This is a genomic window from Polaromonas sp. (assembly GCF_012927415.1).
Classification (GTDB): Bacteria; Pseudomonadota; Gammaproteobacteria; order Burkholderiales; family Burkholderiaceae_C; genus Polaromonas.
Genome location: NZ_JABBPF010000015.1, coordinates 18,256 through 33,717, shown reverse-complemented (window position 1 = coordinate 33,717; position 15,462 = coordinate 18,256). Strand labels below are relative to the sequence as shown.

The 15,462-nt window shown below is 55.8% G+C and carries 12 protein-coding genes and 1 tRNA gene; 7 read left to right on the top strand and 6 right to left on the bottom strand.

Annotated elements, in window-relative coordinates:
* The 3 genes from HHJ19_RS01305 to HHJ19_RS01295 all read left to right on the top strand — a co-directional run bounded on the left by HHJ19_RS01305 (position 1) and on the right by HHJ19_RS01295 (position 7,096).
* A complete protein-coding gene (locus HHJ19_RS01305; RefSeq protein ID WP_296903398.1) occupies positions 1–3,333 on the top strand; it encodes a UvrD-helicase domain-containing protein in 3,333 nt (1,110 codons plus the stop codon).
* Positions 3,334–3,591: 258 nt separating this feature from the next.
* A complete protein-coding gene (locus tag HHJ19_RS01300) occupies positions 3,592–4,656 on the top strand; it encodes a PIN domain-containing protein (RefSeq protein WP_296903396.1) in 1,065 nt (354 codons plus the stop codon).
* 304 nt (positions 4,657–4,960) lie between these two features.
* Complete coding sequence (locus tag HHJ19_RS01295; protein ID WP_296903394.1) at positions 4,961–7,096, top strand: hypothetical protein; 2,136 nt, start codon at positions 4,961–4,963, stop codon at positions 7,094–7,096.
* Positions 7,097–7,718: 622 nt separating this feature from the next.
* Here HHJ19_RS01295 and HHJ19_RS01290 read toward each other — a convergent pair.
* The 4 genes from HHJ19_RS01290 to HHJ19_RS01275 all read right to left on the bottom strand — a co-directional run bounded on the left by HHJ19_RS01290 (position 7,719) and on the right by HHJ19_RS01275 (position 11,525).
* Positions 7,719–8,336 carry a hypothetical protein gene (locus HHJ19_RS01290; RefSeq protein ID WP_296903393.1) on the bottom strand — a complete coding sequence of 206 codons (618 nt, stop codon included), beginning with the start codon at positions 8,334–8,336 and terminating at the stop codon, positions 7,719–7,721.
* 428 nt (positions 8,337–8,764) lie between these two features.
* The gene (locus HHJ19_RS01285) at positions 8,765–10,063 is read right to left on the bottom strand and encodes a Y-family DNA polymerase (protein WP_296903391.1); all 1,299 of its coding nucleotides are present in this window, start codon (positions 10,061–10,063) and stop codon (positions 8,765–8,767) included.
* 11 nt (positions 10,064–10,074) lie between these two features.
* Positions 10,075–10,515 (bottom strand): translesion error-prone DNA polymerase V autoproteolytic subunit, encoded by a 441-nt coding sequence (umuD, locus tag HHJ19_RS01280; RefSeq protein WP_296903389.1) that lies wholly within the window; start codon positions 10,513–10,515, stop codon positions 10,075–10,077.
* A 77-nt stretch (positions 10,516–10,592) separates the two neighbouring features.
* Positions 10,593–11,525 (bottom strand): DNA/RNA non-specific endonuclease, encoded by a 933-nt coding sequence (locus tag HHJ19_RS01275; protein ID WP_296903387.1) that lies wholly within the window; start codon positions 11,523–11,525, stop codon positions 10,593–10,595.
* Positions 11,526–11,630: 105 nt separating this feature from the next.
* On the opposite strand from HHJ19_RS01275, the gene HHJ19_RS01270 reads away from it, so the two are divergent.
* The 4 genes from HHJ19_RS01270 (at position 11,631) to HHJ19_RS01255 (ending at position 13,256) form a co-directional block, all read left to right on the top strand.
* The gene (locus tag HHJ19_RS01270) at positions 11,631–11,924 is read left to right on the top strand and encodes a hypothetical protein (protein WP_296903386.1); all 294 of its coding nucleotides are present in this window, start codon (positions 11,631–11,633) and stop codon (positions 11,922–11,924) included.
* The gene (locus tag HHJ19_RS01265) at positions 11,921–12,172 is read left to right on the top strand and encodes a hypothetical protein (RefSeq protein WP_296903385.1); all 252 of its coding nucleotides are present in this window, start codon (positions 11,921–11,923) and stop codon (positions 12,170–12,172) included. The genes HHJ19_RS01270 and HHJ19_RS01265 overlap by 4 nt, the downstream gene beginning before the upstream one ends.
* Positions 12,157–12,657, top strand: a complete 501-nt coding sequence (locus tag HHJ19_RS01260; protein WP_296903383.1) for a hypothetical protein — start codon at positions 12,157–12,159, stop codon at positions 12,655–12,657. The genes HHJ19_RS01265 and HHJ19_RS01260 overlap by 16 nt, the downstream gene beginning before the upstream one ends.
* 86 nt (positions 12,658–12,743) lie before the next feature.
* A complete protein-coding gene (locus HHJ19_RS01255) occupies positions 12,744–13,256 on the top strand; it encodes a hypothetical protein (RefSeq protein WP_296903381.1) in 513 nt (170 codons plus the stop codon).
* 105 nt (positions 13,257–13,361) lie between these two features.
* On the opposite strand, the gene HHJ19_RS01250 is transcribed toward HHJ19_RS01255, so the two are convergent.
* Together HHJ19_RS01250 and HHJ19_RS01245 are read right to left on the bottom strand one after the other, a co-directional pair.
* Positions 13,362–13,437 (bottom strand) — tRNA-His (locus tag HHJ19_RS01250).
* 34 nt (positions 13,438–13,471) lie between these two features.
* Positions 13,472–15,409, bottom strand: coding sequence for a SurA N-terminal domain-containing protein (locus HHJ19_RS01245; RefSeq protein ID WP_296903379.1), 1,938 nt, complete (start codon positions 15,407–15,409; stop codon positions 13,472–13,474).
* Positions 15,410–15,462: the final 53 nt, after the last annotated feature.

Genomic DNA, 15,462 nt, shown 5'->3' with positions numbered 1-15,462 from the left:
ATGAACCCGTTCCAGCGCGCTCGAAATGAAGCCCATGCAACCAGAGCCAACCTGGAGCCCTCGCTTGCGCACGCCGCCGTTACGGCAAAGGACCTCTTACACAAAGTCGAATCCGTCCTGAACATTGCGATTGAGCAAGTACCGCCGTCTTACGCCGACTTAGGCGGTGGAACTGCCGTACTCCAGCGGGAGCAAATGTTCATTTACGTGAGCTCGGAAGTTGATGCGTGGAGTGCTGAGTTTTGTGGCCTTGTCGCACACGAACTCGGGCACTACTTTCTTGACGCAGCAAAGCCGGCAACTACCGTTGCCTACCTGAAAACACTGCTAGGCAGCGCTGGCAGTCCAGCTGTTCTCAAAGTTGAAGCCTACGGGGCACGGGAGAGGCAGGAGCTCCAAGCAAATTTGTTCGCGCGCGAGTTGTTACTACCGCGAGATGTCGCCCGTCAATTTGCTATGGCCGGTAAGGGGCCTGCAGAGACTGCTACGGAACTGGGCATCCCATTGGAGTTCGTCCGGCAGCAGATGCTCGACGGGCTGCTGCTTCCTGAAGCGACGGTTACGGCGAGTCCACTAAGCGAACCGAGTCCCGACCAGCTCGCCGCAGCGAGGGCCCCAGAGCGAGCCGCTAACGTGGTGGCCGGGCCAGGCACTGGTAAGACGACGACTCTCATCCACCGAGTGAAGTACCTGGTGGAAGAGAAGCAGGTCCATCCGAGCCAGATTCTGGTTCTCACGTTTACCAACAAGGCGGCGTTCGAATTAGTTGAGCGACTGCGTAACGCGGGGATTACGGATGCCTCCGCGATTTGGGCAGGCACCTTCCATTCGTTTGGGCTGGAGTTCCTGAGAAAGTATCACCAGCATTTCAGTTTTGACTCAAACCTTCACGTTTCAGACTTTATTAACTCAATGACCACCATGGTCAAGGCTTTACCTCAAGTGGAACTCACCCACTTCTTGCGCGTGGAAGACCCATATGACTGGCTTGGCCCTGTTGTCAGCGGAATCACGCGACTCAAAGAGGAGTTAGTTACCCCAGCGGCCTACAGGTATTTCGTTAAAGAGAACAAGGTCGAGGATGAGGAGCTTCAGCAGAAACGCCTTGATGTGGCCACACTTTTCGAACTGTACGAGACGCTGCTCAAGGAACGCCAGACTGTTGACTTCGTAGACCTCATCTCGAAGCCTGCATATGCCCTCCGAGAAGACCGAACGCCATTCGCAGAACTAGTCGATCGATTCGAGTACGTTCTGGTGGACGAGTACCAGGACGTCACGCGGGCCATGGTCGAGTTGCTACGCCAGTTGGCTTACAAGAAGCACATCTGGGTAGTTGGAGATGTTCGGCAGGCCATCCACCACTGGCGGGGTGCTTCGCTAAAAAGCCTACTGAAGTTTGAAACCGAATTCAAGGCCCACGCTGGTGGGACCGCAATCCAGCGCTACCCTTTAACGTACAACAGAAGAAGCTCGCAAGAGGTCGTCGACCTCACTCAACAGATTGGCCGCGAGCATGTTCTGCAAAGTTCTTTGAAGCTGGATGAGGTCTTCGCAACCAATGGAGCATCGGGCGTAATGCCCGTCGTTGTCAGCAGCAGCGAGAGCGATGCAATTCTCGGAGCGGTCTCCGAACGCATTCGCGAACTACAGGCCAGTGGGGTGCCGTTTGGTCACCAGGCCATCCTCTGCCGCAAGACTAGCGATGTAGAGCGGGCCGCAGAACTACTTGAGCATGCGGGCATTCCCATTATCTACATCGGTGACCTGACCGCCCGGGCTGAGGTGAAGCACTTGCTCTGCCTCATTCAGCTTCTCGTTGAGCGTCGCCCAAAGGCCTTAATTGGCCTATCGGGCATTCCAGCCCTCAACATGCCGCTGGCTGACGTGGAGGTTCTCCTAAACGCTGCCGAGAACGACTTGACCTTCCAGCGAGGCCGATGGATTCACTCCCCGCCGTCTGGCATGAGCTCTCGCGGCCTTGAGGTGACGGCCAATCTCCGCAAGCTCATAGGAAAGTTCCAGCATGGCTCTAATCCATGGACCTTCATTTGCGACCTCTTACTGGAGCAGCACCTCGGCCTCCCGTCCTTCGCGGACACAAGCGTCCGAGCTTGGGTAACCCGCATCGCTCTTTGGCAGTTCGCCTACAGCGTGAGAAACGGTGATGGGGAAATGAAGGAGGCGCGACTGTCCCGGTATCTCTTGCGCCAGCGCTTGCGCCAGAAAATTGGCGATTCCCAAGGTCAGCGCGAACTCCCCCCTGAAGCCGGTGTGCTCGACGGTGTCCAAGTTATGACGGTTCATGGCAGTAAGGGGCTAGAGTTTGAGGCCGTGCATGTAGGCTTCGTGAGCTCTGATAGCTACGGAAGCCAAGCACCGAGTTGGAGCCCTGATGGAATTCTCGACATCGTCCCACCGGAAGTGCTTGGCAGCAGCCTGGACGACTATAAGTTTGAGGCGTCAGTAGAACGGAACAACTTGCTTTACGTCGCGGTATCCAGAGCAAAGCGCCACCTCTACCTCTACCAGGACACCAAGTTCAGGAACTCGACTGCGCCTCAGCTAAACCACTACCCCAAGAAGTTCCAGCTCAAGACGTACACGGGCCCCACAATAACCAAGGCGAAGAGCGTCTCGAGCGGGGCGTTTGCGCAGCCGACGGCAATTACGTTCGAGGATTTCTACATCTACGCGACTTGTTCGCTGCGGTACTGGTACAACCGCGTTTTGGAGTTGCAGAGCGAATCTGACATCGACACATCCCTGCGGGCCAGATGGGCGGTGATGGATGCGCTCAAGGCGTTCTCCTCGAGGGTCAAAAGCGCCCCAGAAAGCGCGTTGGAAGATGAGTGGATAGCCCGAAAGTTGCCATCCCGGCTCGAAGATCCCTCCCTGTGGAGGGACGCGATTTTCGCGCTGAGACGAGGTAAGTCTCAGGTTCGCGCGCTGCAGAAGCGAGATGGCACATTCGCGCAGGCGTCGGCTGTCATCGGCGGATTGACGCTGCAGATGCCCTGGGGCTTTCGGATACCGGGAATCGACGGCGGTACCGAGTATGCAATTCTAAGATTCTCTCGCCGTGGCATCAGTGAGTACACGACCATCATGAAGCCGTTGCTGCAGGGGTTGAGCCTTCCCGGGCCTGCGTCCATTTCACTTCACCATGTGCTTTCGGACAAGACGGACGCAATTCCCGGTACTAGGGCAATCGAGATGACCAAGTCATACAAGGCCGCATTGCGTTTCGCCACCGGAAACAACAGTCCAGCCGTTGGCAACCATTGCACGCGTTGCGACTTCTCCACAATCTGCCCGTATACCCCAGTGTAGTTGAAGCATGAAGCACCGCAGAACACCACAGTCGGACGAATCGCGTTGTTAGCGCCATGGTCGATCACTTGGCCAGTTTCTCATGATCACTCCCGACTCCAGGCGTTTGATCGACCGCTTATATGCGTTGAATTCCGAAGGGCCGAAGATCGCTTTTAGTCGACAGTTGGACTTACCGCTGATTGACGCTACTGATGATGCGTTTGGTTATATATCGTTCGCTCCTACAATTCGATCTAGACTTTCAAATGGATAGATATGGCGGATAACGGACAACTTTACGTCCTGTGTGACACGAACGTGGGGGCGCGCGATGCTCACCTTTTTCGCAAGAAAGGTGGGCCACTACTCATTGATATGCTGCGCGCCAAGAAAGCCAAACTTCTGATGCCAGAAGTCCTGCGCATGGAGTACATCAAGCAATTTACGCTTTCCGGAGACGAGGTACTCCCGAAGGCTGTGAAAGAACTGCATAGACTAAAGACGCTTTGTGGCTATGACTTGTTTGAGCTGCTTCCCAAATCTCAGTTCGGGGAAGCCCAGGCTCTTGAGATCTTGGAGCAACTCGAAGACATCATCCATATCATTCCAACGACACCTGAGCTAAAAGTTGCTGCATCCGATCGCACGATCGAGAATAGGCGCCCGACTTCAAAATCGGACCATGGATATAAGGATTGCCTCATTTGGGAAAGCATGCTGACACTCCCACGCGGCTCAGAGGTGCTATTCGTGTCTCGTGACGAGGTCGGATTTTTCGAAAAAGGCGCTCTTGCAACTGGTCTTAAGAAGGAGGCTCAATCCAGGGGATTGGTGCTCACGGCTTTCAGCACCACCGCAGAAATGGGACTGAATCCTCTGGTCGAGGCGCTGAAGACTCGATTTTCTGACCTCGCTGCCATGGGCCCCGATGACATGCCTATGGGAGAACACCCTCTGGTTCAGGCGTACATGAAGACTGAGCGGATCGTGCCAGTGCTGCCCTTGGACCCTGCCGTGGTTACACCTCAACAAGTAATTGTCGAACCCGGCGAAATGGAAGCCCTGCTGGCGGCCCGTACAAAACATCTTGGTCTCATCGACATCAAGGCGCTCGGATTCGTTGGATTTTTGGAACGGACAGGCAAACAGGCGGTCATCAATATGCTTGTGGAATCTGGTGTGGCCGCTGATGCGGCTAGAAATGCCCTTGAGCGTTTAGCGTTGGCCGGCCTGATACGGGATACGGGCCACAACTATCTCGCTGTAGCGGGCGATCTGTTGAACAAGGCGATTCAACAAGCAGTGCCCGCCATGATCGCGCTCAACGGTTTCGGGGACTGACGCAGTGGACTCCGCGACGCGTATCAAAGTCCTTGGGCGCTTGGCTCAATCAAACACCCCTGCAGCGGATGAAGCGATCGCGCGTGCGTGCGAGCAGGCATTTACAACCCTTGCTGAAAGGACTGAGTACGAAGCCCTTGAGTTCAGCTTGGATGTGCTGCTCACGGTAGGGTCCCGACGAAGCAAGGACGTCGTGTCTGCCGCAGATAGCTTCATTCGTACTGTTGAGACTCGGCCTCTGATGCATTCGGATGAATATGGAGCGCAGCTAACGGCTATTTCCCGGTACCGCAACGCTTACAGCTTGATTTCCAAAGGCATCGACCTGCTCAATGCGCTGCGTTATTTGGAGACGTCGGCCGTTGTCGAGAGCCTGCTTTGGGCTTCGACACATGAAGAAGAGTCCGTGCGCAAGACGGCATCGTCAGATCTGAGCGGCCTGGCCAAGTACAACATCTCCGTGTACTTCGGTGATGGCACTCCCGGTGGCAGAGGGATCGGCTCGATGCCTCAGCTTCTGGTCATCGACACCCTTGAAAAGCAAACTGATGAGGAGCTGAGGAACCACCTGCGTGGCGTTCTTACTCTAATTGAGGGCCTACTTTCACCCTCCATGGAGTCGGCAAACTGGTCGTCGACGGCGGTGACTCTGTCCCGCGCTGTAGTCCCGGCTGATCAAGGCGTCGTCGAGGTCCGCAAGCGAAGCATCGCTCTCGTCAAAAGGCTCTACAAACTCGTTGAGACCAAGTCGCATAAGTTGTCTGTCATCAGAGCGATGAATGCGGCTGCGCGAGGGGATGGCAGAGGCGTCGTCGACAAGGCGTTTTCGGACATGATCTCCGCAAATGCTAGGGAGGTTCTCGGGTTCTTTGGTGACATTGCCAAAGCGGAAGAAGACCTGCAAGTCGTCCAGAAGCTTGAGCATGACAGCTATTGGATTCATTTCCACAGCGCCTCCGCAGGGGTAAGAGCAGCGGCGCTTGAGACGAAGGCGGTCATCGACTCCAGTGGAGAGTACGCCATCTACAAGACGCTGGTCGGTTTTGAGGGAATCTTCGGAGATTGGTCAAAGGACAGGCGGGATGACTCCTACACGCTGGGTTCTCAAGAATCCAGGCGCAAGGAAGCCCGTGTCATTGCCGCTCGCGTTTCAGCCGAAGGGTTCGATGTATGGCGTCGCAGGATTCTGAGATTTGCTCAGACTGAGTCCAATGACCTAGCGACCTTCCCTGTCTTCTATGAATTCCTTGCGGAGGTGGCGACCACCTACCCAGAGTTCGCGTTGGATCTTCTCGTCGAGGAGTCCGAACAGGTCTCAAGATTCCTTATACCGATACTTCGCGGACTCTGGGACGGCGAGAAGCGGGAGGAGCTCCTTCCGCTCATACTGAAGTGGATCGCCGAGGCCCGTGCAGACGAGACGTCGTTTCTCTACGCCTGCGCAAAGGTTTTCTTGTCGACTAAAGATGTCGATGCTGGCATCTTGGGAAGGCTGTTAGAAAAGGCAACCGCGCTTCGCGACGCTTTTGTCATGCGCCAAGTCGCATCTGTGGCCATCGGCAGGTCGGCAAAGGAAGAGGAACGCGGCGAGCTGAAGGCGTTGTTCCTGCGAGCTTTGCCTCGTCTTACCGAGCTTGGCGATGCGGGCTGGGTCAGAGAAATTTGGTTCCGAAAAGAGGCGACGGAAATGGTTGCCGAGTTCTCGCCCGAGGAGCGCCGCGTGGTACTGAGAAACCTAAGCCTCTTGCCGCAGATCGACTACCAAGCTGAGGATGTGCTTGCCGCTATCGCGGAGCGCGAACCTCGAGTGGTCGTCGAGTTCCTCTGCGATCGGCTGTATGAGCCAGCGCAGCACGTTGCGGCCTTTGCCGAAAAGGCAGGCGGAGAGTACGAGGAACTACCCTACCAGTTCCACACGTTGCAAGACAGCCTCTCCAGCGACCCAAAAATGGTGATCGAGAAAGTGTTGGACTGCTACGCCGAGGACGCGTCTCTCTTCGAGTTCAGAGGCGCGAAACTGCTACAGGCGATCTTTCCACAGTTCTCTGAAGGCTTCCAAGCAGAACTTGTGCGTCTAGTTCGCGAAGGTAGAGATATTGAGCTCGACTTCGCGGCTGGTGTACTGCGCGCCTACAACGGGGAGGCCTTCATCCAACCCGTCGCAAAGGAACTCATCAAGCGTTTGCCCAGGAGCAGCCCAGTCGTCGCCGAAGTCGAGATCGCTCTTCAGAATACCGGCGTCGTCTCAGGTGAATACGGGATGACGGAGGCGTATGACGAGAAGCGCCGTGAAGTGCTCGACTGGCTTCAAGATCCCAACGAGCGCGTCCGAAGCTTTGCTGCTAAGTACATCTCTCAGCTTGAGTCCATGCGCGATAGTGAGCAGCGGAGGGCCGATGAGTCCATCACTTTGCGTAAGTTTGATTACGACGAGGAATAGTGGCGTTCGACTATAAGCAACTGGCAAAGTCATATTGAGTTCGTATGAGGCATCAGCCATGAACTGACCCCCGAAAGTTGGACGGTTGACGTCTAATTCGAAGCGAACCGCATACGAACTCAATATGACTTGGCCAGTTGCTTACGAAGTGGTTCCTTCGCGGCATTTGCATTAAGCGCGACGAAAACGGTTCTGGCTAAGGTAATTCGGTCATCAGAGATTCGATTTCGAGAGCACTTGAATGTCGGCTTTGAGGCGATGAATTGAGGAGTCGGTTTGTCAGCAATGTCTTAAATCAGACCGAGCCTGACGATGTACGAAGGACCGCTTCCAGTCTGGGGCCGACGGTCAATTTTCTCCAAAGCAGTCGTTCAGATTGACGGTCTGTAACGGAGCGGGAGGTACTTCGGCAATGCAGCGGAAGCCGACGGTCGCGAATACCCGCCAATTGGCAGTCCAATTTCCTTCCGTTCTGACACGGCGAAGCGGCTATTCAATCTTGCTTGATTGACGGAAATTCCCCTTGCGGTTTAGACGCCTACACCGGGCGGTTCCGGGAGGCCCATATTCCCAAAAGTTAGACCCTCCCCTCAAAAACCGGGACGGCTCGTGCTAGATGTCATTAAAGGCTCTGCTTGAGGCTATCAAGCTCTCTGGTGGAGCCTCTATACATGTTGGAACCTATAGCCGACAGTTGGTTGTAGAAGAAATTGCCATCTGCTACAGGAACGTTGTTGAGGTCTGCCCAATTTCCGTAAAAGTAAAGATTTTTGGAGCTGTCCGAGGGGTACTTAATTGCAACGACCCATTCCCAAGCGCGCTCTGTCCACATGATTTTTTGGGGCAGCAATTGAGACTGCCCGAAAAATACATTTTGAGGAAAATACCTTGCTGTTACCGAATAGGAAATGATTCGACTGTTCGGGTCTTTATCGTTCAGGATGTCCGTATAAAACGTCACCTCCATTTTCACGGCGCATGTCACGCCAACACAATGGATACTAGGCTCGTCTTCACCGCCCGTAGTCTTGTCGGGTAGTGCCTTTAACGCGGAGAGGAGCATATCTCTGGTGAATACTTGGTAAGTGACTTTTTCTGCGAAACGCTCGAACTGTTTAGGAGCAGAAAAGTACCAGTTTGTCCAAGCAAAGATACCGAGGGCAAACGCAAAAATGCTCAGCATCCGCTTGTTTTCCACGACAAACGCTGCGACCTTTGAAGTCACACCACTCAAATTCATACTTTCCTCTCAAATATCTGGCCGCTTAAAGTCGATGCTAGCTTATTCAACCCACCTTCAACGAATGTGGGTTGAATCTGGTTATCCGCAACGACCGGTTTGGAGCAAGCAAACCGCAAACTGCTGTACCCCCTTGCAGGTCTAAAGCGGCTGTTTAAACGCCTCGCTAACCGAGTCGGCGAATCCGCCTCCACTAGCGATACACACACTGATAAAACGAGGCGCAGCGGCCCCAAAGTCTAGCTCGTCATCACACCACAAACCACGCGGTATTTCACGCGGGGAAAGTATCTCTCCTTTGTATAAATTCAACATCAGCAAATGCGTTTGCCTGTAGGCTGGGGGCAGAAAAAAGCCACCACATCGGCATTTGTCACTGAAGTGTGATCGTCCAACTCACCTACCAGCAAGTCAGCATTCGACGCCCGCTACGCCCGCACCACTGGCATATCCGCCCAGCAGGTCGTGTACCCCGGCGTAAGTCGTTCCTGCTTCATTGACCAAAGACGCCGGTCACCTCCCAGCCCAGCGCTGGCCAGCTTTACCGTGCCTCGTCCATAGCGCTGATTTAGAGCATCCAGCGCGGTCATGAGCCCGGCCTGTTCGGGTGCCTCATCTGGCTCCAAATCAAGTTCGTCCTGCAACACCAAGTTCGCCTGCAGCTCCAGCAGCATCACGCCGGCCTTGGCAAACTGGTAACCCGGCCGGTAAATTGCGCGCAACCCCGCAAGTGCAGCAGAAACGATGACGGCGCTGTGCGCACTGGGCCGGCGCAGCGGAATGCTCATCGAGCAGCTGTACTGGGGCGAATGCCGGAAGGGACTGGTTCGGATAAAGACCAGCACCATGTTGGCCAGACTCCCCTGCCTTCTCAGCTTGTGCGCCCCCCGGCAGGCAAACTCCGTGATCGCTTCCGTCAGGTCATTCAGGCTTGTCACCGGGTAGCCAAAAGACCGGGTACAGGCAATCTCCTGCTTATTGGCAGGCGCCAGTTCCAGTGGAATGCACGACATGCCCTGCAACTCGCGCACGGTGCGCTCCAGCACCACCGACCAGCGCCGGCGAACCGTCGCCGGGTCCAGCCGGGTTAGGTCCAGCACGGTCTGTACGCCCGCCTCGTTCAACTGCGTAGCAATTCGCTGGCCCACACCCCACACTTCGCCCACGGCTGTAGCGGCCAACACTTCGTCCAGCGCGGCCGGTGCCAGCTCCGCCAGGTTGCAGACCTGTGCCAGGGATGCCGGATAACTGCCGGGCTTACGCTCGGCGGTCTTGGCAATGTGGTTGGCCATTTTGGCCAGGGTCTTGGTGGCGCCGATGCCGATGCCGCAAGGAATCCCGACCCACTGCAGGATGCGTTCGCGCACCTTGTGGCCGCGCTCCTGCAGACTGCCGCGCACGCCCGCAAGGTCAATGAAGGACTCGTCGATGGAGTAGATTTCCTGCCCCGGTCCCATTCCGGCAGCCACGCTCATCATGCGGTCGCTCATGTCACCGTACAGGGCAAAATTGGCCGACAAGGCCACCAGCCCGGCGGACTGGGCCAGGTGCTCGATCTCAAACCAAGGCGCGCCCATGGCGATCCCCAGCGACTTGGCTTCGTTGGACCTGGCGATGGCGCAGCCGTCATTGTTTGAGAGGACCACGACCGGTTGGCCCGCCAGGCTGGGGCGAAAGACACGCTCGCAGCTTACATAAAAGTTATTTCCGTCCACCAGCGCGAACATGGCATCAGCCCCTAGACTGGAAACTGCTTGATGCTGGCCGTGACCACGCCCCAGACTTCAAGCAGCTGGCCTTCCTTGGGCACGATGTCGGCAAAGGTCGGGTTGGCAGCCTTGAGCCTGATGCGCCCGGCCAGCAGGTGCAGCTGCTTGACGGTGAAGTCGCCGTCCACCACGGCCACGACGATCTGTTTATGCCGGGCGGTCAATGCGCGGTTCACCACCAGGATGTCGTTGTCGAAAATGCCTGCTTCGACCATCGAGTGGCCCCGGGCGCGCAACAGGTAGGTGGCTTGGGGGTGCGTGATAAGCACCCGGGTCAGGTCAATGCGCTGGGCGCCCAGGTCTTCTGCGGGAGACGGAAACCCGGCGCAAATGCGGCCGAGGAACAACTGGACCAGCAGTGGCGTATCGGAAACTGGCACCGGGCCGCTGGACTGTAAAACACTGTTCATATACACAGTATAGGTGTCCGGCGGAACCGCGCAGCTCCCACCCTCCACTTTCAGGCGGTTTTCCTTTCGACTCGCCGTCAATCTGCCAGGCGCACCCCGGGCAGGAATTCAATGCCGGTACGCTGGACCAATTCGCCGTAGCTGATGGGTCGGGAGGCACGGGTGGCGTTGTCGTTCAGATGCCAGTGCGCCCAGGCGTGGTGGGCACTCTCGTCGTAGACGAGCTTGAACAGGTATTTGGGAACGTGTACCTCGCCTGCGCCAATGCTTGGGCTCTGGGCAATATCGGGTGCAAAGACCGGGCCGGTGATGACATACACATCGCCAACTGCCCTTGCAGCGTATTTCCGCGTCGCCAGCTCTACCGACTTGGCCCAGGCGCCCCGATTGTGCTCCGGGGCCTGCGGGACCATGTTGGCCAGCGAAAAGCTCTGGGCCATGGCCTGGGGCGTCGGCATGTCGCCCGCAGGCGCAAGGTGGCCCCGGTCAAAGCCGCTGCCCTTGTAGTCGACCAGCGTTGCCCGCTCAGCTGCCCGCAGCCTGGCGTCGGCGTAGAACTTGTTGGTTCGGGTTTCGTTGGCATCTAGCACAGAGGCGCGGTTGAGCTTTTCCGCAACATAGACCGCCGTTTTGCTTTCGCCCGAATGCAGGATGGCAAAGGCGTCGTAGCACAGGGCACGGTGCGTCGGGCGTGGTGCAACGATCGGCGGCGCGCCCGCAGCAAAGAATTGGCGACAAGCGGCGAATGCCGATGCGGCATCGGCTGTAGGCAACCTAGCGTCGGGAACACTGATGGGAGCCCTATCAACAGCGTCCGCTTGCTGGCGTACCGCAACTCCCAGCCCCTTGAGCAGCACCTCCAGACTTGCGCCGGCAGCGACAACCTCCTGCCTGGACGGAATTTCTGCGCACGAATGGCACGACAGGCCAAGCACCAGTGCCAGCAAGGTGTACAGCAGGTGGGTCTTATTTCTAGCTCGTGTGCGCGGCGAGGGTTTTCTTTGCTTCATTTAGGGGCGATGGGGCGACACAATGTTAAGTGACGAGTCGCCCCGAAATGGGCGCAGAGACTAAAAATTCTGCCTTCCAGCAACTTTACTCACTTGGACTTCAACATGCTGAATCCCGAAAACCCGTTCGCCACTTGCGCCCCGTTTTCTTTGGCCGCGTACACCGAAGCCCACCACCCCGACATTCGCGACCTGGCCGAAATAATCGGCTTGGCGACATGCAGCAGTGGCGCGCACAGCACGCTGATGGACCCTGAAGGCAGCCGGGCCGTGACGTTCATGAAATGCGTGAGACTGTATGCAGCCAACCACGGCATCACCGAGCGGGAATTGTCAAACGACTTGACGGACTGGGAACGCGTGGATGAAGCCGAAGTGCTTGCAGGTGCCACTGTATGAATCAATGTTACGACCTTGCCCTTGCCAAACTGGCGCACACAGCACAACAACTTGCAATGAACGTGCCCGCACCTAGCAAGGTACCGTTCCAAAATTCTTTTGTTTTTCGATACCAGGAAAAAACAATTCAGCAAGCGATTGTTCAAAAACTAGTCCGTGCAGTGAGCACACTTCACGCGACTCGCCTACTGATGGATAAGGGATTTTTTCAAGAGCAGGTGCGCTCCAACGAATGCTTGACGAGTTGAATGATGACATCACATTTTTATCATTTGCTCTCATAAACAATGACGTAACGCCACTACACACAAAATATTTGGAGGCGTTCTATGAAGAAGAATTTGATGAAGATTCGGCTCTAGCGTCAACGCAGAAACGTCCAACGATTGCGCGACAACAAATTTATGCCTACCTTGCACGACAAGCGTCACCCCCGCACGACCAAAGTACGGTGGTGGAGACGCTAAGATCGATTAGCAAGCTCTATTCAGGTTATGTGCATGGCGCATCACCACACATCATGGATATGTACGTCGGTCAGCCACGAAAATTTCAAGTTGCTGGAATGCTTGGTACCGAAGCCGAAGACGCCCATCGACAAGAGTTAACAAACTTCTTCCACCGGACCCTGGCAGCATCTGGGTTTGCGTCTATCGCATGCGGAGACGCCGAGCTTTCCAATCAAGTCTCCGACTTTGCAAAGGAGTTTCACCGTCGGTTAGGGCTGAGTTAGTGCCTACAGCCGTGCCCAGCTAGCCCGCCACGTGCGGGTTTTTTGCTGTCCGAGGTTGCACCACAATAAATTAATAGAGGGAATTCATGAGCAAAAATATGTGCCTTTTCGTAGCTGTCGTTTTACTTCACGCGCCAGCGTGGGCCATCAACAAATGCACCGAGGCTGACGGCAAGGTCAGTTTTCAAGATGCTCCGTGCCTGGGCAAGGGTGAAGCAATAAGCGTTCGGCCGGCATCTGGACAAGCGCCGCGCCAGCCAGTCAGCCCGTCAGGGGCTAAACCCCTTACAGAAGCGCAAAGAATTGAGGGGTTGGTAAGCCAAAGCCAGACGGAGCGCCGCACACGGGATTTACAGGAATTGTGGATTCCCAAAGCACAGGCCGATGTACTCAATAACAGGCAGGGGTGCGAGCAACGGACGAGGAAACTGGACTACGAAAAAAACCGTTCTAGCCAGACCCTGGCGGGGACAGTGCATCGTGCCTCAGTGACGAGCGAGCTTGCGGCTCACGTGTCAGTGTGCGATACAAAGGACAGGGAATTGAAAGAGGCTTTGGACACTCTGCAGACGGAGTGTAAAAAACTGGGGTGTAAGTGATTGGGATAGGAGCTCGATTCCAAAATCGTCTTACATCCGCCCTTACATCGTACAGACAAGAAAAAACCTACTATCGAATTAATAGTAGGCTTTCTATACTGTACTTGGGGTGGCTGATGGGGCTCGAACCCACGACAACAGGAATCACAATCCTGGACTCTACCAACTGAGCTACAGCCACCGCGTTCTCAATTATAACGGGAAACCCAGCTTATTCATTGCGTCAGGCGCTCTTCAATATTGGTTTTCCCCGTCCCGGGTTTAGGTACAAGAATTTCCGCCTTGAAGCGTTCCTTCAGTCCGTTGTAATAGGCCGAACTCTCGGCAGACGTCCACCACTGTCCATACTGGCTGCGCTCCTGTTTGGCAGCTGCTTCAAGCGGCGCATCGCGCGAGGCGACCTTAATGACCTTCACAATGGCGTAGCCCTGAGCACCCAGGTCAACACCCGAAAATGTCGGGAGCGCGCTGGTATCGGCTCGCAATGCAGCATCCACAATCGGTACCGGCAATTGCTGGGTCTGAATTCGCGAAATGAGCACTGCGGCCGGCAAGCTTGCCGTTGCGGGCGCAGCCTTCCAGGAAACAAGTTTTGCAGCCCCATCCTTGCGGGCTTCTTCCGCGCCACGCTGGGCCAGCCAACGCACACGTACAGCGGCTTTCACCTCAGCCAGAGGCAGGGTTCGCGCGGGTGTGTACTGCACGATACGACCGGAAGCCAGCTGACTGGAGCCGACCTCGATGGCTTCTGTATTGCGTTTCTTCTCAATCGCGTCAGGTGAAAACAAGGCGTTGAGAAATTTTGGATTGGCCAGCACACCCGTGGTACCAGGAGCCGGCTGGCGGGTGACCTTGCCAGCGGCTTTAACTTCAAGTTTAAGTCGGTCGGCAACTGGCTTGAGGCTATCGGACTGTTCGTACACGCCGTTGGAAAATGCTTCAGCAGTTTCCGAAAACTTCTTCAGGGCCTGCTGCTTTTTCAGATCGGCTTCCAGCTCCGGCTTCATCTCGTCAAAACTACGTTGCTTGGGTGCACGGATGTCGGTCAGCCGAATGATGTGAAAGCCGAAATCCGACTCCACCACATCGCTGGTGTCCCCTTTTTTCATCGCGAAAACAGCGTCCTCAAACTGTTTTACCATGGCGCCACGGGCAAAGAAATCGAGATCGCCGCCATTAGGGGCTGAGCCGGGGTCCTGCGAGTTCTTGCGCGCCACATCAGCAAACGTCTCTGGCGATTTATTGACAAGCACGAGCAACTCCTGCGCCTTGGCTTTCGCCTTTTCACGGTCGGCCGCCGTTGCCGCTTTCGGCGATGTAATCAGGATGTGGCTGGCTCGGCGCTCCTCGGCACCGCTCAATCGCTGGACGTTCTGCTCGTAATAGGTCTTCAAGTCCGACTCGTTCACCGTAATGCCTTTTTTTACACTGTCCATGTCAAGGAGCACATATTCAATGCTCGCCTGCTCAGGTGCCTGAAAAAGTTTTTCGTTGGACTTGTAAAACTGCTCGAGATCAGCATCCACCGGACTCAATTTGGCAGCATAGTCGGCGGCATTGAACCGGGCAAGCTGAATCTCGCGTTTTTCAAAGTAAGCATTGAGTGCCAGGTCGGAAACCGAATTGGCAGAAAAGCCGCTGGCAGCGATGGCGCCCAATACCTGACGATTTGACAAGTCCGCCCGCAAATTGGCTTCAAACATCTCTGGACTCAAGCCCTGGTTACCCAGCAATTGACGATAACGCTCCATATCAAGCGCGCCGTCGGGACGCCGTAGCGAGGCAATCTCAGGGCTTTGATGCAGCTCGCGCGCCAGACGCTGGTCGCTCGTCGCGAGCTTGAACTTTTCAGCTGCAACGGCGATAACGCGCTCCTGCACCATACGCTCAAGCGTGGCATATCGCGCCTGCGGCGAATCGAGCAGCTTGGCATCCAGCGTCGGCATGCTGGCCCGCAGCCGATCCACTTCCTTTAAATGTGTCCGGTCCCACTCAGGCTGCGTGATTTCTTTTCCATCCACCTTGGCCACCACTCCGCCATTGCCGCCGGACTGCCTGGAGCTATTCATGCCTACCAAAACAAAGGACGGAACTATCAGCAAAAAAAGCAGTGCCATGGTCCACTTGGTGTGCTTGCGAATGAAATCAAACATCTCGAATTTCCTGTACGACTGCCTTTTCGGCGCAACAATGAAAAAGGCGAACC